Origin of the sequence: Candidatus Accumulibacter sp. ACC005, assembly GCF_907163215.1 — a bacterium.
GTDB classification, from domain to species: Bacteria; Pseudomonadota; Gammaproteobacteria; order Burkholderiales; family Rhodocyclaceae; genus Accumulibacter; species Accumulibacter regalis.
The window spans coordinates 36,377-62,109 of sequence record NZ_CAJQUB010000014.1; the positions used below are offsets into that span (position 1 = coordinate 36,377).

20 protein-coding genes are annotated in these 25,733 nt (G+C 65.1%); 13 read left to right on the forward strand and 7 right to left on the reverse strand.

Annotated features, from left to right (window positions below):
• Window positions 1-100 precede the first annotated feature (100 nt).
• Entirely contained in the window at window positions 101-3,073 is a 2,973-nt protein-coding gene (locus QZ613_RS16785; RefSeq protein ID WP_291983311.1) for a diguanylate cyclase, read from the reverse strand.
• A 432-nt stretch (window positions 3,074-3,505) separates the two neighbouring features.
• On the opposite strand from QZ613_RS16785, the gene QZ613_RS16790 reads away from it, so the two are divergent.
• The 5 genes from QZ613_RS16790 to QZ613_RS16810 are packed head-to-tail and all read left to right on the forward strand — an operon-like array spanning window position 3,506 to window position 12,364.
• Window positions 3,506-6,127 (forward strand): hypothetical protein, encoded by a 2,622-nt coding sequence (locus tag QZ613_RS16790; RefSeq protein ID WP_043569700.1) that lies wholly within the window; start codon window positions 3,506-3,508, stop codon window positions 6,125-6,127.
• Between the two features lie 19 nt (window positions 6,128-6,146).
• A complete protein-coding gene (locus tag QZ613_RS16795; RefSeq protein WP_043569702.1) occupies window positions 6,147-7,097 on the forward strand; it encodes a hypothetical protein in 951 nt (316 codons plus the stop codon).
• Between the two features lie 31 nt (window positions 7,098-7,128).
• Window positions 7,129-9,336 (forward strand): hypothetical protein, encoded by a 2,208-nt coding sequence (locus tag QZ613_RS16800; RefSeq protein ID WP_291983312.1) that lies wholly within the window; start codon window positions 7,129-7,131, stop codon window positions 9,334-9,336.
• Between the two features lie 24 nt (window positions 9,337-9,360).
• Window positions 9,361-10,878, forward strand: a complete 1,518-nt coding sequence (locus QZ613_RS16805; protein ID WP_291983313.1) for a cytochrome c — start codon at window positions 9,361-9,363, stop codon at window positions 10,876-10,878.
• A 10-nt stretch (window positions 10,879-10,888) separates the two neighbouring features.
• The gene (locus QZ613_RS16810; protein WP_043569711.1) at window positions 10,889-12,364 is read left to right on the forward strand and encodes a c-type cytochrome; all 1,476 of its coding nucleotides are present in this window, start codon (window positions 10,889-10,891) and stop codon (window positions 12,362-12,364) included.
• A gap of 9 nt (window positions 12,365-12,373) precedes the next feature.
• Here the strand turns inward: QZ613_RS16810 and QZ613_RS16815 are convergent, their stop codons facing one another.
• The 3 genes from QZ613_RS16815 to QZ613_RS16825 are packed head-to-tail and all read right to left on the reverse strand — an operon-like array spanning window position 12,374 to window position 15,350.
• A complete protein-coding gene (locus tag QZ613_RS16815) occupies window positions 12,374-13,141 on the reverse strand; it encodes a lytic transglycosylase domain-containing protein (RefSeq protein WP_043569713.1) in 768 nt (255 codons plus the stop codon).
• Window positions 13,142-13,197: 56 nt separating this feature from the next.
• On the reverse strand, window positions 13,198-14,469 hold the full coding sequence (locus tag QZ613_RS16820) for an OmpA family protein (RefSeq protein ID WP_043569716.1): 1,272 nt from the start codon (window positions 14,467-14,469) through the stop codon (window positions 13,198-13,200).
• A complete protein-coding gene (locus tag QZ613_RS16825) occupies window positions 14,466-15,350 on the reverse strand; it encodes a toll/interleukin-1 receptor domain-containing protein (protein WP_291983314.1) in 885 nt (294 codons plus the stop codon). The genes QZ613_RS16820 and QZ613_RS16825 overlap by 4 nt, the downstream gene beginning before the upstream one ends.
• A gap of 300 nt (window positions 15,351-15,650) precedes the next feature.
• Between QZ613_RS16825 and QZ613_RS16830 the strand changes: the two genes are divergently transcribed.
• The 8 genes from QZ613_RS16830 to QZ613_RS16865 all read left to right on the forward strand — a co-directional run bounded on the left by QZ613_RS16830 (window position 15,651) and on the right by QZ613_RS16865 (window position 22,721).
• Window positions 15,651-15,878 carry a zinc ribbon domain-containing protein gene (locus QZ613_RS16830; RefSeq protein WP_291864551.1) on the forward strand — a complete coding sequence of 76 codons (228 nt, stop codon included), beginning with the start codon at window positions 15,651-15,653 and terminating at the stop codon, window positions 15,876-15,878.
• A gap of 162 nt (window positions 15,879-16,040) precedes the next feature.
• The gene (locus tag QZ613_RS16835) at window positions 16,041-16,928 is read left to right on the forward strand and encodes an HDOD domain-containing protein (RefSeq protein ID WP_043569721.1); all 888 of its coding nucleotides are present in this window, start codon (window positions 16,041-16,043) and stop codon (window positions 16,926-16,928) included.
• Window positions 16,929-17,031: 103 nt separating this feature from the next.
• A complete protein-coding gene (locus tag QZ613_RS16840) occupies window positions 17,032-17,493 on the forward strand; it encodes a YccF domain-containing protein (protein WP_043569725.1) in 462 nt (153 codons plus the stop codon).
• 182 nt (window positions 17,494-17,675) lie between these two features.
• Window positions 17,676-17,834: a hypothetical protein gene (locus tag QZ613_RS16845; protein WP_291864555.1), complete on the forward strand. Its 159-nt coding sequence runs from the start codon at window positions 17,676-17,678 to the stop codon at window positions 17,832-17,834.
• A gap of 52 nt (window positions 17,835-17,886) precedes the next feature.
• A complete protein-coding gene (locus QZ613_RS16850) occupies window positions 17,887-18,393 on the forward strand; it encodes a hypothetical protein (protein WP_043569728.1) in 507 nt (168 codons plus the stop codon).
• Window positions 18,394-18,429: 36 nt separating this feature from the next.
• A complete protein-coding gene (locus QZ613_RS16855; RefSeq protein WP_043569730.1) occupies window positions 18,430-18,720 on the forward strand; it encodes a DUF1330 domain-containing protein in 291 nt (96 codons plus the stop codon).
• Between the two features lie 150 nt (window positions 18,721-18,870).
• Window positions 18,871-20,070 carry a DNA repair exonuclease gene (locus tag QZ613_RS16860; protein WP_291864560.1) on the forward strand — a complete coding sequence of 400 codons (1,200 nt, stop codon included), beginning with the start codon at window positions 18,871-18,873 and terminating at the stop codon, window positions 20,068-20,070.
• Window positions 20,067-22,721, forward strand: a complete 2,655-nt coding sequence (locus QZ613_RS16865) for an AAA family ATPase (RefSeq protein ID WP_043569732.1) — start codon at window positions 20,067-20,069, stop codon at window positions 22,719-22,721. The genes QZ613_RS16860 and QZ613_RS16865 overlap by 4 nt, the downstream gene beginning before the upstream one ends.
• Window positions 22,722-22,809: 88 nt before the next feature.
• Here the strand turns inward: QZ613_RS16865 and QZ613_RS16870 are convergent, their stop codons facing one another.
• The 3 genes from QZ613_RS16870 to QZ613_RS16880 form a co-directional block, all read right to left on the reverse strand.
• On the reverse strand, window positions 22,810-23,163 hold the full coding sequence (locus tag QZ613_RS16870) for a heavy metal-binding domain-containing protein (RefSeq protein WP_291864566.1): 354 nt from the start codon (window positions 23,161-23,163) through the stop codon (window positions 22,810-22,812).
• 186 nt (window positions 23,164-23,349) lie between these two features.
• Complete coding sequence (locus QZ613_RS16875) at window positions 23,350-24,282, reverse strand: alpha-E domain-containing protein (protein WP_043569734.1); 933 nt, start codon at window positions 24,280-24,282, stop codon at window positions 23,350-23,352.
• A gap of 18 nt (window positions 24,283-24,300) precedes the next feature.
• Window positions 24,301-25,716 carry a circularly permuted type 2 ATP-grasp protein gene (locus QZ613_RS16880; protein WP_043569736.1) on the reverse strand — a complete coding sequence of 472 codons (1,416 nt, stop codon included), beginning with the start codon at window positions 25,714-25,716 and terminating at the stop codon, window positions 24,301-24,303.
• Window positions 25,717-25,733 lie beyond the last annotated feature (17 nt).

Genomic DNA, 25,733 nt, shown 5'->3' on the forward strand with positions numbered 1-25,733 from the left:
GTCGCTCCGCTTTCAGCTGCTTCCCGCCCGCAAAGCACGCTCGACCCAGGCCGGATCGGCGCCTCCCTTCACGGCCGCAGCGTCGCCGACGGGCAGGCTTTCAGCCGCGCCTTCCCCCGTCGTGAAAGCGAATGAAATTCCGCCCGGCCTGCTTCGCCTCATACATTGCCGCATCGGCCCACTGCAGGATCTCGTCGCGGCTGGCTTGATGACCGATGAACAGAGCGACGCCAATGCTCGCCGAGCACTGGTGGGTAATCGTTGTTTCGGCCTTCGCGTCGGACTTGATGGTCAGTCGATACTCTTCCAGCAGGGCAAGACGAATTTTCTCCGCGATGGTGGCGGCTTTGTCCACCGCCTCGGCCCTGTCCGCAGCCAGCTCGCTGATCATCACCACGAACTCGTCGCCACCAAAGCGGGCGACCGTGTCCACCTCGCGGACACAGCTCTTCAGCCGCGCCGCCGCCTCGACCAGGAGGATATCGCCGACGACGTGCCCATGGGCATCGTTCAGGGGCTTGAAGTTGTCCAGGTCGACGAACATCACCGCGCCGTGGCAGGGTATCCGCGAACTTGCGGCCATGGTCTGGTCCAGACGGTCGTCGAGCAGGCGCCGGTTGGGCAGCGCCGTCAGCGGATCATGAAACGCCAGTTGGCGCACCCTCTCCTCGGCATACTTGCGTTCAGTGATTTCCCTGCTGACGCCGAAATAGCCGACGATCGCGCCGCGCGCGTCGCGTTCGGGGGTGGACAGGACCTCCAGCCAGATCAGCTTGCCGTCCCGGCAGCGCTGCGGCAGTTCGAAGCGGCTGATCCTGGTTCTTACGCCGTTCCGCTCGGCTTCCGCGCGCACCGCTTGCTTGGCCTTGAGAATGGCGATTCCCTCGGCGGTCAACACCTCGGTCACGTGCCGCCCGATCACCTCCTCGGCCTTGTAGCCGCGCAAGCGTTCATCCGCCGGGCTGATATAGGTGAAGCGATGATCGCGGTCCTGTCGCCAGACAATGTCGGAAATATTCTCGGTCAGCAGGCGGAAATGCGCTTCGCTGGTACGCAGCCGCTCGGCAGCGAGATTTCGCTCGATGGCGATGCTGGCCAGACGGGCGGACTGCTCGATCAGCTCGACATGCGCAGCGCTCGGGCTGTGCGCGTGCCGATGATAGAGGGCGAAGGTGCCGAGAACCTTGCCAGACGATGAACGAATCGGTTCCGACCAGCACGAGCCAAGTCCGGCCTTGGCCGCCAGCTCCCGCGCACGCTCCCAGTAGCGATGACTGGCGATGTCTTCGACGATGACCCGCTGACCGGTGAACGCGGCCGTTCCGCAGGAACCGGCTCCGGCGCGGATTTTCATGCCGTTGACGGCAGCGTTGAAGGCCTCGGGCAAGCTCGGCGCCGCGCCGGTGGTGAGGCGCATGCCTTCCTTGTCCACCAGGAGAATGCTGCACAGCATTCCCGGATTGAGCTCCTCGACGCCCTGCGCCAGCGCTTCGAGAAGGCCGCGCAACAGCTCGCCTTCGGCCAGCAGTTGCAGAATACGGCTGCGAAACTGCTCGTATTGCTCGGCCCGTTTGAGGGCGGTGATGTCGGTATGGGTGATCACCACGCCGCTCTCGACGTCGGTCCCCAGAGGCATCACGGCCATCGAGAACCAGCGCCGTTCCTCCGCCGAGTGGCAGGCATATTCGAGGCTGAAGGAGGGCAAACGGCGCTCAAGAACCGACTCGATCCCGCGCCGGGCCTTGCTTGCTTCGTCGGCCTGGCCCTCAGCGTCGAGGTCGCAAAAAGCGAGGTAATTCCCGCCGACGTCGGTATTCGCCGGCAGCTGCCCGGACTTTCCGCTGTTTTCCCATGAAAACCGCCGCCAGCGCTTGTTGACCGCTCGGATGACGCCACGACGGTCGAGGACAACGATTTCGGCAGCCATGGAATTAAGGATGACGTTCTTGAAGGCTTCGCTTTCCTGTAGTGCTTTCTCCCGACTTCCCAGGGTTTTCAGGAGGGCATTGAAGCCGGCAATCAGTTCGCCGACTTCGTCCTCGCGGCTGATTGGCAGCAACGGCGGGGGCCGCTGAGTCTCCGACAGGCTGGACAGCATTTTCGCAGCCGAAAGCATCGGGGCAAGCTCGCGGCCCAGTATCCACCAGGTCGCGGCGGCGGCCAGCATGGAGAGGAGTAATGCAGCCAGGAACATGCGCTGCTGCATGCCGTGAATCGGCGCAAAGGCCTCGGCGGTCGGAAGCACGGCTACCATCTCCCAACCGGAAACGGGAATTCGCTTGGCCGAGGTGAGGACTTCGGAGCCGCCGCTGGTGACAGCGACGGCGGGGCCCTCGAAACCTGCGACCAGGCGATCGACGGTCGGATCGACGCCTGGCGGCGGCAGGTGGCCGATGACGTGGTCCCTGTCGGTAGCGGTGATGATCTGCCGGTCATGCGGCGCAACGAGAAGGTAACCACCCGTCCTGCCGTAGCGGCTGTCGGTAAAACGGTCGAGGAAACTCGCCAGGGCCAGATTGACGACCCCACTCACGGCGCCAATGACTTTGCCGCCGGGTTCTCGAATGGGAACGGTCATGCCAAAAACGGGCACCGGTAGCTGCTTTCCCATCACCGGCCGGCTGATGGTCGATTTTCCCTCCAGCAGCGCAGCGGCGACGCTGTCGATGTCCATGTAATTTAGACTCAGCCGCCCTGACGGGGGAGGAAATTCGGCAACAGCCGTACCGTCGAGTCGATGTGCAATGATCCCGCCGTTGAACGGCTCGTCGTCCGGAATCAGGCTCTGCGCCAGGAGCGCCGGCAAGGCCGTGCTATCGGCCAGCATCGCCGGAGTGACTCGGCTGGCAATTCTGGCCAGAAACGCCAGGCGATCGCCCAATTCGTGATTCAGCTCGTCGGCGAGCAGGGAAACCGTCGACAACTGCTGGTCACCCAATACGCGCTCCATGTCCTTGAGCAGCATCCGACTGCTGTAAAAAGCCAGTGACCAGATGCTGACCAGAAAAATGGCCAGCGTAAACAGAGTGATTCTCGTCTTGAGCGAGCTCCGTTGAAGGCGAGTCCAGTTCATTCAGTTTGCACGCAGTCGATAATCCTGCGGAAGTCAAGATGCTGAAGCTTAATATATTTTCTCAGAGTATGGTTTCTCGCACGCGACAACGCCCATTGCCGGTACCGGCCTGCGGCCGATAGCGGCTGCAGCGCCTTCTTGCATGCGCGTAACGGGGCAGCGGAAACGTGCCGGCCACATTGGCGCGCGGAACCACCTTGACCAGCGACTGCCCAACCGGCATCGGTCACCTTGGCCCGCTGGAACGCTAGCGCGATAATTTAACAAGCGTGCTTGGCGCACAATTGGCGACTGAATTCCGTGCGACGCGGAAAGCGCCAGCGCTTGACAGGGCTGACACCCGAACAGATACTGCCCTGCCGGCGACGACACTGCCGTCGAGTTTGCCGCCTTTGGGGTTTCAAGCTTTTTGTGCCCGTCAGGAGAGAACGCATGAAACGTAATCTGTTTGCCGCTCTTGTGGCCACACTCATTCTCGGCACTGGTATTGGCGTTTTCCACCAGCGCAGTGTCAATATCGGCGATGCCCATGCGCAAGGCGCGCCGGCAGGCCTGCTTGCCGCAGCTTCCGCGCAAGCGCTTCCGGAAGCGTCGATCATCGATCAGGATGCTCCGTATCACGAAGCCTGCGCCCGCGAAGGACTCAGTGAATCGGAATGCGTCGGACGGCTGATCTGGTTCAAGGCCACTGCCGGCAACGACCGCTTCCATACCTATACCTTTCAGCAGCGCATTGGCGTCCTGGTCGACTGGTTCCGCGTCTTGCGTGCCGACCAGCGCGACGATCGTTTCTGGGCCTGGGGAATCATCAACGACCCCTCGTGCTGCAAGCCGGGCGACCCCGACTGCCCGGCCAAGTCAGCCGCGGAAACCTACGGCTTCGACTGGTGCCCTGGCGACGACGTGCTCCTGAAGTACGTCGGCAAGCCCGGCTACATCGACCCGGCCTGCGGCCTCAAGGACGCGGCCCTCGACCCGGACGACCCGCACAGCCAGGGCGGCAAGGTCGACCAGCGGCACTCGGCCTGCGATCTCAAGTTCGGCACCTCGACCGGTGCGCTGGGGATTCGCAAGTTTCCCAACCCGCGCTTCGACGCCGCGAAGTGGCAGGCTTTGAACGGCGAGTCAGGCAGCTGGTCGGGCTTTGACAGCCCGCTCATCGCCAAGACCGGAATCGAATCGGACCAGCGGGTGAGCCGACTTGCCGACGGCTCGGTGGAGCCACCCTTCCTGATCGGCACCTCCTGCGGCTCCTGCCATATCGCCTTCGACCCGCTCAACCCGCCCGCCGACCCGGCACATCCCAGGTGGGAGAACATCAAGGGACTGATCGGCAATCAATACACGCGGATGTCCGAACTGCTCGGCTCGGGTCTGCCGATGAGCAGCCTGGAGTACCAGATGTTCGCGCACGCCCGTCCCGGCGTCACCGACACTTCGGCGATTTCGCACGATCAGGTCAACAATCCGGGGACCATCAACGCGCTGATCAATGTCGCCCAGCGGCCGGTATTCAAGGGCGAGGTGGTGACCAAATGGCGCAAGGCGGCAAGCTGCGGAAGCGAGAGCGACGAGAGCAAGTGCTGGTGCGAGCCGGGTCGCGACGGCAAGTGCTGGCAGCGCAGCACGCGCAACGACGACGTCACGCCGGTCAACCTGGGCGGCAAGAAAGTCGTCCTGCCCGGCGTCCATCACATCCTCAAGGGCGGCGAGGATTCGACCGGTGCGCTGGAGGCGATCCAGCGCGTGTACTTCAACATTGGCTCGTGTTCCGAGCAGTGCTGGGTCAACCACCTCGCCGACATGCGCGAGGTGGATCCGGAGCAACGTGGTTTCGGGCAGACGCCATTCGACATCGGCCAGTGCCGGCGCGATTGCCCGAACTTCCGGGCCGTCGAGGACCGGCTGCAGAACGTGCTCGACTTCTTTGCCTCGGCCGAGTCGGACCAGACCGACCTCTACGCAGCGCTGGCCAACGTTCGCCAGGCGGGAACAAGTAGCGTGGCTTACAGCCGTGCCGATCTGGTCCGCGACCTGGAAACCGAATTCGGTGCCGGCGCCGTGGGCCGCGGCCAGCTCGTTTTCGCCGAAAACTGCGCGCGCTGCCATTCGAGCATTCCCGAGAGCGAAGGTGGCTCGTTCAATAACCGCGATTTCGCCGCCGCCAGCGAAGCGCATCCGCGCAAGATCAGAGCCGATTTCCTGGGTAACGATCAGGCGACACCGGTGACTGAAGTCGGCACTTTCCGTTGCCGCTCGCTGCACTCCAACCACAAAGCCGGCAACCTGTACATGGAATCCGCATCGGAGACGTTGCGCGAGCGCCCGGTGGTCGCCGACATTCCGGAACGCGACGAACTCAAGGACGCCGGTCGTGGCTACATGCGCAACGTCTCGCTGGTCAATATCTGGGCGACCGCGCCATTCATGCACAACAACGCCATCGGGCCGGAAATCTGTGGCAAGCCGGCGAACAAGGCCAACGATTTCCACCGCGCACGCTATGTCGACAGTGGCGGCCAGCTGCTCGCACAACAGCCCGATTGCCTGCGCTACGATCCCAGCGTCGAGGGCCGTTTCGACCTCTACAAGCTGTCGATGTTCGAACTTCTCCACCCGAAGGAGAGAGGCAAAAAACGGACGCTGACCAACGCCGACCTGCTCATCGATGTCGGCATCCGACCACTCGACGGCAAGACCGAGAAGCCGCTGTTCGGTTTCGGGCAGGTGAAGATCCCGGCCGGCACCAGCGCCGGTTTCCTCAACGGCCTGATGCACAAACAGCTGATCGGCGACCTGTTCCTCGCCAAGCGCCACCCGGACCGGCTCGAAGCGGCTGGCAAGGCGAGCCTTCTGCCGACGCTGCAGACGATCGCCGACGAGATCATCAAGAATCCGTCGCGCTTCGTCGACATCCTGCGCGAGCAACGCGATTTCATCAGTGCCAATTACCAGACGTGCACCGAGGAGATCGAGAATCAGGGTCACCGCTTCGGCGAGGACCTTTCCGAGGCCGACAAGAAAGCGCTCACCGCTTTCCTCGCCACGCTGTAAGGAAACGGGAGATCACATCATGCGACTGCCGCACACCTTGACCCCGGGCCGCCTGGACTCGCTGCCTGGCGGAGTACGTTTCGGTCGGATTGCTCGTATCGCCCTCGCCGCGCTCACCGCCCTCGGGGTGGCGTCGTGCAGCAAGCCCGAACCCCCGGAGATTACTTTCGCGCCCTACGCCAAGAGCTACCAAACGAAAATGAGCCTGGCGCAGGTGGACTACAAGTTCCCGATTCCGCCGGCCGAACTGGCCAAGATCACGCCCGACTACCTGGCGACGCTCGACGAGGAGCAGATCGATCAGATCTACGCCCGCCTGACGGCCGGCCCGATCCCGGATGGTGCTTTCGAGGGCCGCATTCTGCTGCCGCGCGGAAGCAGCGGCAAGTTCCGGCTTTCCGAGCTCGTCGGCGGCTTCGGGGGAACCGTCCTGCACCTCAAGGGGCTGGTCGTCGAGGAAATCGGCGAAGTGCTCTGGCGCGGCAAGGTTTTCTTCCGCGACGAGGGCGTGCTGCGCAACCGCATCGAGGACCTGTCGCTGCTCAAGAAGGTCGGCCTGGTCGAAGGCGAGCCGAAGAAAATGAACTACGCGGGCAAGGAGACCTGGCTGCTCTTCCCGGCCAAGCTTTACTGCGGCCAGAGCCTGCTCGACTCGCGGCGTGAATCGATCATCATCGACTACTTCTTTAGCGACGAAATCGCCGGTTACCAGGAAAACCCCGACTATCTCGCCGGCCGGCGAGGCCTCAAGGTGCGCGACGAGATCCGCATGATCCGTCCCGGCTTCTACCTTGGCCGCGCCTATCTGGACCGTGGTTTCGCGCTCAACTTCACGCTCTACGACAAGGACACCGACGACAAGGCGCGGGCAAATTTCGTTGCTACCGGCAAGGTGCAGGAAGACTGCTGGCCGGGAACGCAGCAACGCAGCGTCATCGCTGCTGCACCGCCCAAGCCCGGCAAGCCCTGAGCAAGGCGCGCCCGGGGCATGGAGGCTGACGATGCGCTTGTCCGCAACCTCGCTGGCGATCCTGCTCGGCCTCGCTGCGGGGTCCGCAGCAATCTGCGCCATGCCGGTGCGGGCGACTGAAGCGCTGCCGCTGCCGGTGGTCGATCCGGCCGATCCCGGCGAGCATCTGCCCAGCCACGGGCGTTCGCTCTTCGAGCAGATGTTTGCCGTGCGGCGCGGTGTTGCGGCAGAGATCGAAGTGCCGTTTCCTTTCGAGGCTCTGCTCGCGCGCATCGACGCCCAGCTCCAGCGCGATCCGGCCAGCCCACTGCCACCGGCCAAGCGCGTCCTGATTCCGCTGGGCCGCTCGCTGCAGCGGACAGCCGCCGCCCCCGACTACTTCGCCTCTCCCCGCGTGGTGGTCGCCGTCGACAGCCCGCCGATAGCGGGCGATGTGCCGCTGCTCAAGGATCGCCTTTACCTTGGCTACCAGGAAAAGTCGGCGGTCGTCGAAATCATCAGCTACAACGAGGCTGCCGGCCGCTTCGAGTTCCTGTTGCTCAAGGATTACCGTGCCGGCGGCAAGCCGCGTCTGGCCTACGCCAACCGGACGATCTGCTTCGCCTGCCACCAGAACGGCGCGCCGATCTTTTCGCGCGCTCTATGGGACGAGACCAACGCCAACGCCAAGGTCGCCGCAGCGCTGCTGGCCAGCGGCCAGAGCTTCTATGGCATTCCCCCCGAGCGCGGCATCGACGTTCCCTACGCCATCGACAACGCCAGTGAGCGCGCCAACGGCTTTGCCCTCACCCAGCGCCTGTGGCGCGAGGGCTGCGGCGGCAATAGCGCCGAGGCGCAAGGCTGCCGTGCGGGTCTGTTTACGGCCGCCTTGCGGCACGCCCTCGCCGGCGGTCAGACGTGGACGCCCGATGCCCGTTTCGAGCGCTCGGTCGACCAGCCGCTGCGCGCGCAGGCGCGGCGCCGCTGGCCGGGCGGACTGGCCAGCGGCAATCCCGACATTCCCAACCGCAACCCCCTGCAGGGGACGAGCACTTGGCCTGCAGACGCGGCCGCTCGCGTGGCTTTGTCGGAGGTGCAGGCGCGCTTCGATCCACTCCTGCCGCGTCCGCCCGGGGCGCTCTGGCGGCCCGACGCTGCGGACGCGCTGCGGCAGCTGGTGGCCGGCCTGGCGGAGTTCGTCTCCGACCCTGACCGGCGGCAATTGGCGAGTGCGCTGGAGCGGCTGACACCACCCACTCCATCGGCTCCACCGGCGGCACAGCGCCTCAGCGTTCCCTGCCGGATCGACACCCGAGTCGCTTCGCGCTGGTCGCTGCGCTGCTCCGCGGTGGATGGCACCCTGCTCGCCGGAACGCTGTCGGTGCACGCCGGGAGGCCGAGTGGCGGCCGGCTGGCAAGGCTGGCGCTGCCCGGCGGCAGCGCCCTGAACGATGTGGAACTGACCCTCGTCACGGCGGCGAACGCAGCCGGCGCAACCTTGGCACCACGCGTAGACGGGCTGCCGGCGAGAAACGCCGCCGCCAACGTGATCCACTCGATCGCCATTCGCCGCAGCGAAGCCACCTTGGCTAGCGGCACGGGCGCCACGCCTGGCGGCGATGGGCTGGTCGACGGCGAAGCGACGCTGGAAATCCGCGACGATTTCGCCATCGTGCAACAGGCCATCGACCGCCTCGCCGCCGGTCCGCAAGCCGCGACTCTTTTCGGACCCGATCCCTTCCCGCGCCGGCCGCTTTTTTCGGCGCTGTTCGCCGAATTCGGCGCGCCGGCCGCGGCGCCCTGCTGCGCGGCCGCCGAGCACCTGCCGCCAGCGCAGCTGGAGGTCGCCGCCGTCGCGCCGGGACAGGCGCCGGGCAGCAGCGGTGACCCGCTCCTGCGTGGCTTTCAACCCTACTGCGCCGCCTGCCACCAGAGCGCCGAAACCTTTCCGCCGAATTTTCTCCACGGATCTCCGGCGGAAGTCGGCGCCAGCCTCCGCCACTGCGCCCAACGCCTCTACGTCCGCCTGGCAATGGCCGACCTGGCGCCGGCGCAGCGCGCCAAGACGCCAATGCCACCGGAAAGCATGTTGCCGGCTTTTGCCAGCGACACCCAGGCATGGCGCAGCAGCCCGGTGCGCGCCGCCATGCTCGCTCAGGTGGCGCAATGGTTACGCGCCGAGACGGGTCGCCCACCGCAACTCGCAACCCTGCTGGCTGGCGGCTACGAGGCTCTACGTCCGTGCCTGCCAGCGCACTGAGAACGAGAAAAAGGGGAACACAGCATGAACGAACCGCAAGCAGCCGCAAGAAGCCCCTGGAAGCGACGCTTCATCATTCTCTTCATCGTCACCGTCGTCTTGCCGCTGCTGGTCGTCATCTGGTTGGTCCAGCGCTTTGCCGGTGACGTGGCGGTGGATTATGCCAGCCCGGCCGAACACTTCAAGTACGGGTCCACCGGTGGCGAGCACGAGATGGGCTTCCCCTACTGGATCTGGCGTGCGCTGCCCAATGTCTGCCCGCAATACCTGCCCGGCAAGGGCTACCAGTCGCTGGGAATGGTTTTCGAGAAGAACGCCGACGGCAGCGACCGCGACCTGCCGATCGGCACCTCGCAGCGCCGCTACCAGGGAATCGACCGTGTCTTCGTCAACTGTGCCGTCTGCCACACGAGCACCGTGCGCACGGCAGCCGACCAGCCGCCGACGATCGTCCTCGGCATGCCGGCAGCGACCTTCAACATGAAGGGCTTCGAGGAGTTCTTCTTCCGCTGCGCCGCCGACCCGAAGTTCGCCAAGGAATTCATCCTGCCGGAGATTGAACGCCAGGGCGGGCAACTCGACCTGCTCGACCGCTACATCGTCTATCCGGTGGCCATCGCCATCATGCGCGACCGCGTGCTGGCGCTCGCCGGGCGCTTCGACTGGGTCTTCAAGCAGCGCGAGTGGGGGCCCGGACGCGTCGACACCTTCAACTCGGCGAAAGTGATCTTCAACTTCCCGATGGCCCATCTCGACCCCGACGAGTTCGACGCGCCAGCCGATTTTCCCTCGCTGTGGCGGCAACGCCAGCGCAAAGAGCCGCACGAGATGCAGCTCCACTGGGACGGCAACAACACCACCGTCGAGGAGCGCAACAAGAGCGCCGCCTTTGGCACCGGCACGACGCCGCCGACCATCGACCTGGAACGTATCGGCCGCGTCGAGGACTGGATTCTCGATGTCTCACCGCCCAGCTTCAGCCAGTTCTTCCCGGTCGACGCCGAACTGGCGTTGCGCGGCGCGCCGATATACAAGGCCTACTGCGCCCGCTGCCACGGTGCGTCGGGCAGCGACTTCAGCGGCGAGCTGGTCGGCAAGGTGACGCCGCTGGCCGAGATCGGCACCGACCGGCGACGCCTCGATTCCTACTCCTACACGCTGGCGGTGAACCAGGCGACGCTCTACGCCGGCTACCCGTGGCGGTTCACCCACTTCCGCAAGACCTTTGGCTACGCCAACATGCCGCTCGACGGCATCTGGCTGCGCGCGCCCTACCTGCACAACGGCTCGGTGCCCAGCCTGCGCGACCTGCTCGAACCCGCTGCGGCGCGCCCCGCGACTTTCTATCGCGGCAACGACGTCTATGACCCGGTCAAGGTCGGCTTCGTCTCGGACCAGGCGCAGCGCAACGGTCAGCCGTTCTTCCTTCTCGACACCGCGGTCCCCGGCAACGGCAACGGCGGCCACGAGGGCAAGGCCTACGGGACCGAGCTGAGTGCCGACGAAAAGACCGCGCTGGTCGAATTCATGAAGACCTTCTGAGGAGCCCACGATGAGCATGCGATCCTGCAGAACCTGGTTCCGCGCCATCGGCGTGGTGATCATTGTCGCCGTGGTCATTGGCGGGTGGATCGCCTGGGACCGTGGCTTCCGCGAACACCCGCAACCTGACTGGGTGAGCGCCGATTTCGAGACACGCTTCAAGTACGGATCGATCGGCGCCGAGCACGACGCCGGCATCCCCTACTGGATCTTCTACGTCCTGCCGCGCGTCTTTCCCGAAAAGCTGACGCAGGACGGCAAGGTGCTTCCCGGTGGCTACGCCTCGCTCGGAGTTCCCTGGGAAGAGGGCCAGGAACTGCCGGCCGGCTTCAGCAAGAAAACCATCGGTTTTCCACGCGTGGCGAACAACTGCGCCGTCTGCCACACGACCAGCTACCGGGAGTCGCCCGACTCCACGCCGGTTTTCGTCGTCGGCGGACCGGCGCACACCACCAACGTCGAAGGCTTTTTCCGCTATCTGATCGACTGCGCCAAGGACCCGCGCTTCAACGCCGACATCCTGATGGCCGAAATCAATCGCGTCACCGATCTCGACATCATCGACCAGGTCCTCTACCGCTTCTTCGTCATCCCGATCACCAGGAAGCGCCTGCTCGAACGCGAGCAACAGTTCGCCTGGATCTACCGCCCCGACTTCCCTGACTGGGGACGTGGCCGAGACGACGCGATGAACCTCACCAAGTACTTCATGATCGGCGCCCCGATGGACGACACCTTCGGCCCCACCGACATGCCCTCGGTGTGGAACCTCAAGAAGTACGTCTGGGAGAACGGCCAGCGCATGAACTACGCCGGCGACAGCAGCGACGCCTATTCGGTGATCATGGACTCGGCCCTCGGCCTGCTTGGCGCCGCACCGGCGAACAAGGCCGATTTCGTCGCCCAGGTGCAATGGCTGCACAGCTACCTCTCCGAACTGCCGCCACCGAAATACCCCTTCGCCATCGACGCCGACAAGGCGGCGGCCGGTAAAGCCGTGTTCGACGCCCACTGCGCCGGTTGCCACGCCAGCGAACTCACCGGGCGGCCGCTACCGCTCGCCGAGGTCGGCACCGACCGTGGCCGCCTCGATTCCTGGAACAGGGACGCGGCGATCAAGGCCAACCAGGTGGTCAAGGAGATGGGACTCGAACGCCGCGGCCTGGTCGAGGAAGACCTGATCGGCTACGTCACCCCCTTTCTCGACGGCATCTGGCTGAAAGCGCCGTACCTGCACAACGGCTCGGTGCCGACGCTGCGCGACCTGTTGGAACCGGCGGCACAGCGGCCGACGGTTTTCTGGCGCGGATACGACGTCTACGACCAGACCAAGGTCGGTTTCGTGACCGATACGCCGGCGGCGCAGCGCGTCGGCACCCGGCTCGACACCCGCAGAAAGGCCGGCAGCAGCCAGGGGCATGAGTTCGGGACAGGCTTGTCAGCGGCCGACAAGGACGCGCTGGTGGAGTACCTGAAGACCTTGTGAGGCGCGGGTTTAATTGCCCCTGGCCGCCTTTGCCGCTGGCGCCGCCTGCCCGGGAATGGTCAGGCGAAGGCGCTTGTCCTTTGCTCCAGTGCTGGTGACGACGCCGGCGTTGGTCCTTGGTATCGCTGCCCGAGGTTGATACAACTGGTAGATCTGCGTGACCAGCTGCACGTAGTTGCGGGTTTCGGGATAAGGCGGGATGGTGTTCTTGTACTGCTGTACGGCGCCTTCGCCGGCGTTGTACGAAGCGAGCACCAGATGTTGCTGATCTGGAAACATGCGCTGAAGGTCACGCAGGTAACGCGCACCCAGACGGATGTTGATTTCCGGGTCGGTCAGCTTCTCTTCGAGGGTCTTCTTCCTGTCGCCGCGCAAGCCATAACGCTCGGCCGTCGCCGGCATGATCTGCATCAGGCCGATGGCGCCCTTGGGGGAGATCGCTTCCGGATTGAAGCCCGACTCCGCAGCCATGACTGCCTTGAGCAAGGCGGATTCGACAGCGAAGTCCTTGCCTGCCGCTTTCAGCAGGGGTTCGAACTTCTTCAGGTTTGGATGCTGAGAAAAATAGCGCGACAGTTCAGGCCTTTCCTCTTCGATGGCCAGCGCTGACGACGGCTGCAGAGCATTGCCGCGTGAAAACAACTTGTAGCGCGAATCGATCTTCTCGGTGGCCAGATGCGCGACGCCCTGCTCGTCGACGTAACCATAGATACTCGCCTGGGCACTTGCGGCGACGAGGCTGAGTGAAAGCGCGAGAAGAAAACGGTTGATCTGCATGCGGTAGCTGAGCCTTTCCCGTGCCAGGTGCACGGGACGTTGGTAGGGTTGGCGCTTTACTTCCCGCCGGCACCTTGACAAGCGATCACGCTGAACACCACTCGGCGGTCGAGCGCATCGCTGGCGTCGTCGCGTCCGGTACCGACCAGCGGCTGGCTGAAGCCCATGCCGACCGCGAGCGTCCTGGTGGCGAGCGCTGGCGAAGCGTCGATCAGCTTGTTGCGCACGAACTCCGCCCGCAACTGGGAAAGCCTCTCGTTGAGTGGCGCGGGACCGGTGCGGCTGGTGTGGCCGGATACTTCGAGACACGCGTCCTTGACGGTACTGCGCTGGGCGATTATACGCAACCACTCTCCGTAAGAGCGCGACAGGGGCGAATCGGTGACGAACGCCGTGCTGCCCGGTCGGAAGAGAAACTTCATGCCCAGGTGCTGGGTCTCAAGCCCGAAATCCACCAATTGCGTGAACGCCTGCTCGGCGGCGGCTTTTGGTCCGAGCCGGCTACGCACCAGGTAGAGTCCATTGAGAACACGCAACTGCAAGCCGGCGGGGCTGGCGGCAGCCGCCTCGTAACGCTCGAGCGCGTCGCGATAGCGCCCGCTGTTGTAGGCCTGAATGGCCTCGCTGACGATGCTCGCGGTCAACAGGCCGTCGAGATAGGCGGGCGGAATCGGATCGCCTGCCTTGCTGCCCTGGCAGGTACGGATGTAACCGTCGATCCGCGGATCCTTGACCCACGCCGGACTGTCGCGGAAGTACGGCGTGGGTGTGGTGTTGACGCCGCGAATCTGTGATCGCGCCACACCCTTGCCGACGATCTTGCCCGTCTTGAGGTCGGCCAGCGCCAGGCAGATGCGAAAGGCCTCACGATCGCCTTCGCTTTTCCCTTCGCTGTTTACCGGCGTGAACGTACCGACCAGCACCAACGGGCTCGCCGCCAGAGTGTCCGCCTGGAAGGGCTGAATATTGAACTGCGGAAAGCGGCTCCTCGCCAGTTCGCCGATGCGTTGCCCCATGGCCACCGTGGCAGTGGATTGCTCGCCGGTTACGCCATCGACCAGCGGATCGATAACCACGTTCACCCGGTTGGCACCCTCGGCGAGTTTGGTAGTGGTAAAAAGGGCGTTGGCTGCCGCCAACACGGCATCGCCGTGCGGCAAGACCTTCATCGCGGCTGCCGGCGCAGCCGCGGGAGCTGCCGTTGCCGATGGCGAAGTCTGCGTTGCCGACGAGTCACCAGGGCGATGCAGTTCGCTGCAAGCGGCGAGCAGCAGCGCCAGCAGGGCCAGGGCAGGCAGCCGGACAGCGGATGGAATGGGCGGCTTCATAATCGACACTCCTTCAGTTCCGAGGGGCTTACGGGGTCACCAAGGTCGCGTCGATCGCGTATCGCCGCGCAGCGTATGCTGAGCGTCGGTGAGCGCGGCTCCTTGATGCTCTGTGTTTGCCGGGGCGCGGCCGTGGCCGGCCGCGCCGTCGCTGCGGCAACGACCTTCCTGGGCTCGGACGGCGCGGCTGAGGGGGCCGTTGCCGATGGCAATGTGCCGGGAGCGGCCAACTCGGCGCTGGCAGGTACGTCCACCGGCGAAGATGACCGGGGAAGCGGCGCCGGCACAACGACGGCCTCACGAGTATTCGACGAAGGTCCAGGCAGGGCATAATGAACAATTGCCGCCGCCAGGGCCACCGCGCAAGCGACCAGAATGAAGGCCATTCGGCGGCCGCCTCGTTCCAGCTCTGCCGGCACCTGCCGAGTCTCGGTGGCGGTGCTTTCCCTATCCTGCCGGATGGTTTCCCGAACCGGGCTCGATGCAACCCCAACGAGCGCTTCGATGGCCACGAGCAGTTGCTGGAAGCCCGCTGCCGACGTCATTTCTCCGTCCCGCTGACGCAGGTCACAAGCCTGAATGCTGCGAAAGCCCATCGGCGGGCGAACGCTTTCGATCAACACCGGTACCAGGCGCGCCAGAGCCAGGCCTTCCTCGGCCTCTTCCTGGACCCAGGGACTCTGTATCGAGTGCGTGGACCACAACACCACCATGCAGCCCATTCCGGTGATGGCATCCTCGATCGTCTGCCGCCAGGTCCTCCCCGGCGGTATTTGGCGATCCCACCAGACCGACCAGCCACGGGCGGTCAGCGCCGCCGCGATCTGGGCTGCCAGCACACGATCCTCTTCGGCGTAACTGAGAAAAACGTCATTCTTCATGAGCAGCCAGTCCTGAAGACGGCAAAACACCCTGCTGCCGATCTACCCCGCCGCGGACGGGGAGATAACGCAGATGAAACGCTGGAAGTGGTGAAGCGAGGACGCGCTGTGCTCACGCTCGGAAAGTCGAACTCCCGCGAGCGGGAATATGCGAGAGACCCTCTCCCATGCCTCCAGTTCCGCAGTAGTATGCGCCGGCGCGGGCTCGCCTGCCGTGCTGATTCCTTCGCATGCCACAGGGCGCCCGCAAAGCGCCGGACTTTCAGGCATCATCGCGAAATACTCCGGAGTAGAAAAATCATGCCCATTTACGAATATGCGTGTTCTGCCTGCGGCAAGGAGTTCGAGAAACTGGTGCGTCACTCCTCGCCGGCCGCGGCGTGCCCGAACTGCCAGAGCAGCGACCTGCGCAAGAAGCTGTCCGCTTTTGCCGCGCTCACCGGCTCGACTGCGAGCGCCAACGACCTGCCCGGCCCTTGCGGAAGCTGTGGCCATCCTGATGGCCCGGGTGCCTGCCGTTTCCAGTAGGCGGGTGCGCCGTCCTTTGCGCTGTCATCGGCCGCTTGCCGCTCGCTCGTCCGAGAAGACTGTACAGCGACGACGACGCGCGTCTGCCTGCGCCGGGTCGTTGCCCCTGGCGAGCACTTTCCATCCCAGGACCGAAGAACCAGAGGAGCAAGTCACCCCGTCATGACTGCAAGCCGAGAGCCTATTGCCGACAAGCATGGACAAGCGCTGAGCGCCCAACGCTTCCAGATGATCAAGGATATCGCCGATGAACTGGCTGCCGGCGACGTTGTTTTTCCGACCAGCTTCGACGCCGCTTTCCGCCTGCGCCGGGAATTGCAGAATCCCGATCTGCCGATTACGCGCATCAGCAGCATCGTCAGCCTCGAGCCCCTGGTGGCCACCAGACTGCTGCAGCTGGCCAATTCGGCCCTCTACCAGGCCCACGGCGCGCCGGCTCTCGATCTCAAGGCGGCGATCACCCGCGTGGGCGTCGACCTGGTGCGCACCACGGCTCTGGCCATCGCCATGCGCCAGCTCATGCGCTCCAAGGACATCGCGATTTTCAGCGACCTCACCGTCGCCCTCTGGAATCACACCCTGAAAACCGCCGCGGCGACGCGCATTCTTGCCCGCACCCAGACGCGCATCAACCAGGACGAGGCCCTCCTGGCCGGCCTGGTCCACGATCTCGGTGCTTTCTACATGCTCTACCGGGCGGTCCAGTACCCGGAGTTGTGCGCGCGCCCCGACAGCATGCGCTTCCTGATCATGCAGTGGCATGAAGGCATCGGCGTCTCGCTGCTCGGCGCCCTCGGCATGCCCGAGGAAATCGTCAACGCGACGATCGATCACGATCAGCCACGGCCAGCGCTGACAGCGTCGACGGCGATACAGACGCTGGCCGACATCGTTTATGTCGGCAACATCCTGGCCGGCACTCATTTCGAGTGGCTGCATCAGGACGTCGACCCGAACGCCGGCGAAACGGCAGCCTTCCGCGAGCGCTATGCCGACCTGCTGCCGGCGATCGAAGCCGACGCTCAGGAGATGCAGACCATCTTTGCCTAGCCGTTGGTCGAGGGTGGCGATAGGGGACGTACGCGAAGATTGGGCGAGATCTTGCGGCACAATACCGTCCACGAACAACGGACGCCAAGGAAAGGCCAAGGCAATGCGCAGCATCGGAAATTTTCTCTGGTTCATCTTTGGAGGCCTGGTCATGGGCCTCGCCTGGTGGCTGGCAGGCCTGATCGCCCTGCTGACCATCGTCGGCATCCCGTGGGCCAGGGCGAGCTTCGTGATCGGTCAATTCTCGTTCTTTCCATTCGGCAGGGAAGCGATCAGTCGACACGAGCTCAATCAGCAAGAGGACATCGGCACCGGTGTGCTGGGGCTGGTCGGCAACGTCATCTGGTTTGTCTTTGCCGGGCTATGGCTGGCAATTGGCCACCTCACCGCTGCGCTGGCGTGCGTGCTGACGATCATCGGCATCCCGTTCGCCATTCAGCACCTGAAGCTTGCCGGCATTGCGCTCGCGCCGATCGGCAAGACGATCGTCACCATTGAAGTCGCGCAAGCCGCCCGAACGAGCAATGCGCAAGGGGCAGTGGTCCAGCTTCGTCGTGAGGCGTGAAGCGGGCCGAATAGCAGGCCAGGAGGTTTCCCTGACCCACTGAAATCTGTCGCTCGGCGATGCGACGCCCGGGATGGGAAGCGGCCTTGACCACCAATCACGGCCTTTAGGCGCCGCGCCCTAGTTTCTCGTCGCCATCACGCTCATACTCTTTTCTTTCCCGATCATCGAAAGGAACGACCGTGACCGTTTGCCCGATTGCCATCGTCGCTGGTTGCCAGAAGTGCCCAGCCTTCAAGATCTGCCCGCTGAAGAGCGTACTCGGCGACCAACCGAGCGCCAGCGAGCAGGACGCCAAGAGCCGCGCCGCCACCGCGCAGACCAAGGACGGCAAGAAGTAGCCGCGACCTGCCCTGTATCGCGCCACGCGCCATGGCGGGATAGAATTCAGCCATGACAACGAACGAAAGCCAGGAAGAAGGCGAAGCCAAGCTGCCCGGCGTGGTGAACTCGCCGCGCCTGTGGATCAACAACGGCTGGACCGCCCGCGTCATCAAGAACGAGGACGGCGACGGATGGGCCGTGGAGATGTTCAAGGACGGCGAATCCGAGCCCGCCCTGGTCGGGCCATGGACCATGGGCCGCGACAAGAGGAATCCCAAGCCGCTCGACGGCGCGGCGTTCCACACCCTGGTGAAGACGGCAGCGGAAGTGCTGCGCCGCCACGAACAGCAGCTGCATGCGCTGCACCACAAGAGCATCACGGTCGACGCGCCGTCCGGGCGGATCACGGTGACGCTGGACATCGTTCCCGACGAGTACGATCCACATGCCCTGCTCGGCGCCAGCGACGATTTCGGCGAACAACTGGCGCAGGTGCGCGTGCCGCCGAGCTTCAAGCTCAGCATGGGCAGCGCCAGCGCCTGGATCGACAATGGCTTTCGCCGTCCGGACCGCTGAGGTCCTGCCGGTCCGCCGAGGCTCAGGAGGCAGGCAATGACCGTCAAACTCGTCGGCTTGATCAAACAGCTCGACCCGGCCGCTTTCGAAGACTACCGCAGCCGGGTAGGCGCGACGGTGACGAGCTTCAGGGGCCAGGTCATTTATCGGGGGAAGCTGGCGCACGCGTTCTGGAACGAACTCGATAGCGACAATTTCGACGCCTTTGTCGAGCTTGAGTTTCCAACGCTGGAAGATGCGACGCAGTGGGCAGCCAGTGCCGACTACCAGGAGCTGCTTGCCGTCCGCAGTCGGGCGATGAGGCTGACCCTGTTTGCCGTCACTTAGGCGTGCACCGGTGCGCCCTGGCAGACGGCCCCCGGCGGGCCAGACTGGCAACCATACGCCGCCCCTTCGGAGCCCCGTCGCGATGTCCGTCGCGCGAAGGAACGCCAGGACGATCGCTGGCAAGCCTGCCGACCAGATCGAGGAGGCCGCTTGCTCAGACTGATGCACACCGCCGACTGGCAGATCGGCAAGCTCTTCGGCCAGTTCGAGCCCGACCAGGCGGCACTGCTCGCCGACGCGCGCTTCAGGGCTGTCGAGCGCCTGGCGGCGCTGGCCGGCGAGCAGGCCCTTGATCTCGTCGTGGTCGCCGGCGACGTTTTCGACGCGCAGGGCGTTGCCGACCGGACCATCCACCGCCTGTTCAACGCCCTGGCCGGTTTTTCGGGTCGCTGGGTAGTGCTGCCAGGGAACCACGACGCCGCGCTCGCGGAATCGGTGTGGACGCGCGCCGCACGCCTGCAGGCGATTCCCGGCAACGTCTCGCTGTGCCTGGCGCCCGAGCCCCTGCTTCTGGAAGCGCTCGGCGTCGCCATCCTGCCGGCGCCGCTGACCCAGCGCAACACCTTCAACGATCTCAGCGAATGGTTTGCCAGTGCCGTGACCCCGCCGGGGATGCTGCGCATCGGCCTGGCGCACGGCAGCGTCCAGGGAATCCTCGCCGACAGCATCGACTCGCCCAACCCGATTGCCGCCGGGCGTGCCGAGCAGGCGGGCCTCGACTACCTGGCGCTTGGCGACTGGCACGGCACGCGCCAGGTGGACGCGCGAACCTGGTACAGCGGCACGCCGGAAAGCGATCGTTTCCGGGCCAACCAGTCTGGCCAGGCGCTGCTCGTCGAACTGGCCGCAGCGCGCGCACTGCCGGTGGTGACGCCGCTCAGCGTCGGACGACATCGCTGGCGATCCGATGCCCTGGTGCTGCAGGTGAACAGCGACGTCGACCTGGCGCTGCACCGTATTGGCGAGTTTTCCCCCGACGACGTCGTGCACCTCAGCGTCTCCGGGCAGACCGATCTGGCCGGCCACCGCCGCTTGCGCGAAGCGATCGGACAAGCCGAGGGCCGCGTTCTTGCTCTGCTCGCCGACTTCTCCGCGCTGCGCCTCGAAATGACCGCCGACGACATCGACGCCCTGCGCGCCGACGGCTATCTCGGCGAGGTCATTGACGAGCTGCGCGCACGGCAACAGGGAAGCGGCGCGGAGGTCGCCCGCGAAGCGCTGACGCTGCTCGCCGGAATCCTTGACCAGCGACAACGAAAAGGCGCAAGGGAAATCGACGCGGGGACCCCAGCGGTCAGCACGGAGAGCAGCGCAAGCGCCGCGGACGCCACGCCTGACGGAGCCTCGTGAAGCTCACCCGCATACGCATCGAGCAGTTCCGGCAGTTCCGGCAGGCACTGGAAATACGCGCCCTCGACGCCGGCATCAACCTGTTCACCGGCGCCAACGAAGCGGGGAAGAGCACGGTCGTTGCGGCGCTGCGCGCCGCCTTCTTCGAACGCCATCGCTCGAGCAGCGTCGATGACTTCCGCCCCTGGGGCGATTCTTCGGCAACGCCGAGCGTCGAGCTCGACTTCTCCATCGGCAACCAGGACTACCGCCTGAGCAAGAGCTTTCTCGGCAAGAAGCGCTGTGAACTGCAGGTCGGCAGCCAGCGCCTGGACGGCGCCGACGCCGAAGACCATCTCGCCGACCTGCTCGGCTTTCGCTACGCCGGGCGCGGCGCCAGCGCCGCCGAGCACTGGGGTATCCCCGGCCTGTTGTGGATCGAGCAGGGCGAAGCACAGGAGGTCCGGGAGTCGGTGACCCACGCCACCGACCATCTGCGCAGCGCCTTGAACGAGTCGCTCGGCGAGGTCGCCAGCAGTGGCGGCGACGAAGTGATCGCCAGCGTCGAAAGCGCGCGCAACGAGCTGCTTACCCCGGCGACCGGCGCGCCACGTGGCGCCTACGCCGCAGCCATCAAGCACGAAACGGCGCTGGCGAGCGAGCTCGAGGCGATCACCGCCGAGATCGCCAGCTACCGTCAGAAGGTCGATACGCTCAGCTCGCTGCGCCGCGAACACCTCCTCGACGAACAGGAAAAGCCGTGGCTGCACTTCCGCCAGGAGCAGCAGGCGGCGAGCGAAAAACTTGCTGCCATCGCGCGCATAGAAGAAACACACGCCGCCGAGAAGCTGCGCGCGGGCCAGATCGAAGATCGGATCAAGCTGCTCCGCGATCAGCTCGAGAGCTTTGCCGGCCAGAAACAAGCGGCCGAGACGCGCGCGGCAACGCTCGAAAAAGCCCGCCAGGAGCAGTCGGCAAGCGCCTCGCTGGTCGCGCGGTGGTCGGCGAAGCGCGTCGAGGCGAGCGCCGCTTACCAGGCGGCGCGCGAAGTTCTGCGCCTGGCGCGCCAGGAAGATACGCGCCGCAGCCTGACACGCCAGCTCGACGAGATCGGGCAGAAAGCGGCCAGCGCCGCGGCCGCGCTGGCCAAGGCCGAGGATGAACAGGCGACGCTGCTGGAACGGCAACGCCTGGCCGCCGCCGCGGAGATCAAGCTCACCGACCTCGAAACGCTGCGCGAGCAGCAACAAAAGATCAGGGAACTGCAAATCCGCCAGGCGGCTGCGGCAACCCGGCTGCACTTCGCGCTGGACGACGGTTGCCGCTTGGCGATCGGCGGCGAGTCGGTGAGCGGCAATGGCGAGCGACTGTTGCTCGCGGCGACGGCGGTCACGCTTCCCGGACTCGGCAAGCTCGAGATAGCCCCCGGCGGCAGCGACCTCGCGCAACTCGGGCGCCAGGAAGGCGAACTCGGCGACCGCCATGCCGCCGCGCTGCAGCGCCTGGGACTCGCCTCTCTGGACGAGGCAGAAGCCCGTCAGCGGACCTACGCCGAGCGACTTGGCGAAGTCAGGACAGCGACCGCGACGCTGAAAGCGCTGGCCCCCAAGGGGGTCGACGCGCTACGCAGCGAACTGGCCAGCCAGCAGGCACGGGGCGGCGAGATCGAGGCCGCGTTGCGCCAATTGCCGACGACAGTCGACGGCGCGCCCGCCGTGCCGCCGGTGGTCGCCGCGGAAGCCGGCGAAGAAGCCGCGGGCAGATCGCTGACGCAGATCAACGACAACCTGCACCAGGCGCAGCTCGCGGCCGCCAACGCCGAGACCAGCTTCGCCGCGGCCAGGCGCGAGCTGGAAAGCGCCCGGGTAGTCCTCGATACGCCCGACCGTGCGCCACGCGAGGCGAGGGCAAATCACGATCTGGTGGACGCGCTCGCCGAGCGGGGAACGCTGTCTGCACGCATCGCAGCCCTGCAGCAAGAGGTCAGCGAAGCGCGGCCCGACATCCTCAAGCAGGACGTCGAGCGCTTCGGCAGGAGCGCCGAACAGCACGAGAAACGCTTTGGCGAGCGCCGCGACACGCTACTGCGCCTGGACGTCGAATTGCAGGCGGCGGGCGCACAAGGGCTGGAAGAGCGCAGCGCCGAGCTGGCGCGCGACCTGGCGCAGGCGCAGCGGCGCGGCGAAGAACTGCGGCGGCGCGCCAGCGCCCTTGACTATCTCCTGCAACTGCTGCGCGACAAGCGCCGCGTGCTGACCAGCAAGCTGCAGGCACCCCTGCAAAGGCACCTCAATCGCTACCTGCAATTGCTCTTCGCGCAGGCCAGCGTGGAAATCGACGAGAACCTCGGGCCCGGCCCGCTGACGCGCGTGGGCAGCAGCGGCAGCGAGTCGGGTGCCTTCGCAAGCCTGAGCTTCGGCGCCCGCGAGCAGATGGGCGTCATCAGCCGCCTGGCCTACGCCGACCTGCTAAGGGAAGCCGGGCGTCCGACGCTGATAATCCTTGACGATGCGCTGGTGCATAGCGACGACGAACGCCTGGCGCAAATGAAACGGGTGCTCTTCGACGCCGCGACCCGGCACCAGATCCTGCTGTTTACCTGTCATCCGGCCAACTGGCGCGACCTCGGCGTCAGCGCCCGGTCGCTGGAGGCGTTGCGGGCAGCGAGCTGAGCCGGTAACAGGCGAAGCCTGCAATTGCCGCCCTGCCCGGCAGACGGCCAAGGGCACGACTGTCCACGCGCTGCCGTTGCATGCGCAGTCAAGCCATGCGCACCGCCGTTCCACTGACCGCGACCATCAGCATGCCGTTGGACTCTCCGAGCACTTCGTAGTCAAAATCGAGTCCGACGATGCCGTTGGCACCCATTTCCTTCGCCGCCTCGATCATGTCGTCGAGCGCCGCATCGCGGGCGCCGGAAAGGGCGCGCTCGTAGCCGCCGGCACGACCACCGACGACGTCGCGAACCGACGAGAACAGATCCCGGAAAATGTTGGCGCCGATGATCGCTTCGCCATTCACGACACCCAGATACTTCTCGATGCGTACGCTGTCCGTGCCCGGTACAACGGTAGCAAGAAAGAAATTCCGGTCCGCCTTCGAAAACCAGCCCATGCCTCCTCCTTGGTCGATGCTGCTTTGTTGCGTCGGCACGGCAAGAGAGCGCACCACGTGCTCCTTCCCCACCCCCATGGCGAATCTTGCACGACTCCGGCGCTGCGATCAAATGTCCATCGGCGACCGCGAAGCGCAGAGGCGGAGCGCCGATGAAACAGGAGGTGACAGCCGACGATCGACGCCTCAGGCGGGAAGCAGGAAGTCGTGGTTGATGCCAGCGCCGATTTCATAGATGCAATCCATGAAATCGGTCAGGAACTCATGGAGCCCTCCGGCGAGCACGTCGTCGATACGGGCGAAGTGCAACTTGGCATGCAGCAAGCCGGCCTTGCGCTGGGTCTCTGCCGAGGCGCTGTTGGCAATCAGGGGCAGCATGCGAGCAATGCCGTCGGCGCACGAATGCAGCGAACGCGGCAGGTCCTTGCGCAGGATCAGGAGTTCGGCGACCCGGGCGGGTGTGATCGCGTCGCGATACACCTTGCGGTAGACCTGAAACGCCGACAGCGACCGTAACAGGGCCCCCCAGCGATAGAAGTCACTCGCCCCCTCGTCGCCGCTGCGCAGGATGTGATATTGCATGTCGAGAATGCGCGCGGTGTTGTCGCCGCGCTCGAGCAGACCTCCGAGGCGGACGAAATGCACGGCGTCGTCCCTGAGCATGGTGCCGAAGGTCACCCCGCGCGTGAGCGCCGAACGCAGCTTGACCCAGTCGAAGAACTCGCTGACGCCGCGCGCCAGAATCTGATCGACGTCCTGCTGCCGGAGTTCGATCCAGGTCGCATTGACCGTCTCCCACACTTCGGCGGTCAGCGTGCCGCGTACGGCATGCGCGTTCTCGCGCGCAGCGCGCAGGCAACTGTATATCGACGACGGGTTGGCCGCATCGACGACGGTAAAGCGCAGGACGTTTTCCGCATTGACCGCGTCGTAGGCCTGGGCAAAAGCCTCCTCCTGGCTGTTCAGGGCAAGAATCGCCCGCCAGGTCTCGTTCTGCACGGCGAGCGGCTGCGGCACCATCGACATCTGGTACGAGGCATCGAGCAGGCGAGCCATATTCTCGGCGCGCTCGGTACAACGCGCCAGCCAGTAAAGGTGATCAGCGGTGCGGCTCAACATCTCGATTCTCCATCCATCTCAGTTCTCCAACACCCAGGTGTCCTTGGTACCACCACCCTGCGAGGAGTTCACCACCAGCGAACCCTCGCGCAGCGCGACCCGGGTCAGGCCGCCAGGTACCATGCCGACGCTCTTCCCGGAGAGCACAAAGGGGCGCAGATCGAGGTGCCGCGGAGCGACGCCCGACTCGACAAAGGTCGGGCAGTTGGACAGCGCCAGTGTCGGCTGGGCAATGTATTTCTCCGGAGCGGCAAGAATGCGCGCGCGGAAGTCCTCGATCTCGGCCTTGGTCGACGCCGGCCCGACCAGCATCCCGTAGCCGCCGGCGCCATGCACTTCCTTGACCACCAGTTCCGGCAAGTGCGCCAGGACGTACTTGAGATCGTCTGGCTTGCGCAGCATCCAGGTGGGAACGTTGTGCAGGGTCGGCTCCTCGCCAAGATAGAAGCGGATCATCTCCGGGACGTAGGGGTAGATCGACTTGTCGTCGGCGACACCGGCGCCAATGGCGTTGGCCAGATTGACGTTACCCGCCTGATAGGCGCCGAGCAGGCCTGGGACACCAAGCATCGATTCCTTGTTGAACGCCAACGGATCAAGGAAGTCATCGTCGATCCGGCGGTAGATCACGTCGACTCGCTGCGGGCCCTGCGTCGTGCGCATGAACACTGCCTGCTCCTTGACGAAGAGATCGCGCCCCTCGACGAGTTCGACTCCCATCTGCTGAGCCAGGAAGCTGTGTTCGAAGTACGCGCTGTTATACGCGCCGGGGGTCAAGACCACGACCGTCGGGTCACTGACCCCTCTCGGCGCCACGGTGCGCAGGTTTTCCAGCAGCATGTCGGGATAGTGCTGCACCGGCGCAATCATGTGCCGCGAGAAGAGCTCGGGAAAGAGGCGCATCATCATCTTGCGGTCTTCGAGCATGTACGAGACGCCCGACGGCACGCGCAGGTTGTCCTCGAGGACGTAGGACTCGCCCGCCCCGGCTCGCACGATATCGACACCCGCGATGTGGGCGTAGATTCCAGCCGGCAGGTCGACGCCGATCATCTCGCGCCGAAACTGGGCGTTGTTCAGTACCTGCTCGGCCGGAATGTGGCCGGCGGCGAGAATTTCCTGATCATGGTAAATGTCGTGCAGAAAGGCGTTCAGGGCTTTGACCCGTTGCCACAAGCCGGCCTGCAGGGCCGTCCACTCGGTCGCCGGGATGATGCGCGGGATGATGTCAAAGGGAATCAGGCGCTCGGTACCGGACTTCTCGCCGTAGACGGCGAAGGTGATGCCCAGGCGATGAAATGCCGTGTCGGCCTCGGCCCGTTTGCTCGCCAGGCGCTCGGGCGAGGTCGCAGCCAACCAGTCCGCGAAACCCTCGTAATGAGCGCGCAAGTTCCCGTCGGCATCGTACATCTCGTTGTAGAAATCTGCATTCATGAGGCTCACCGCCAGTG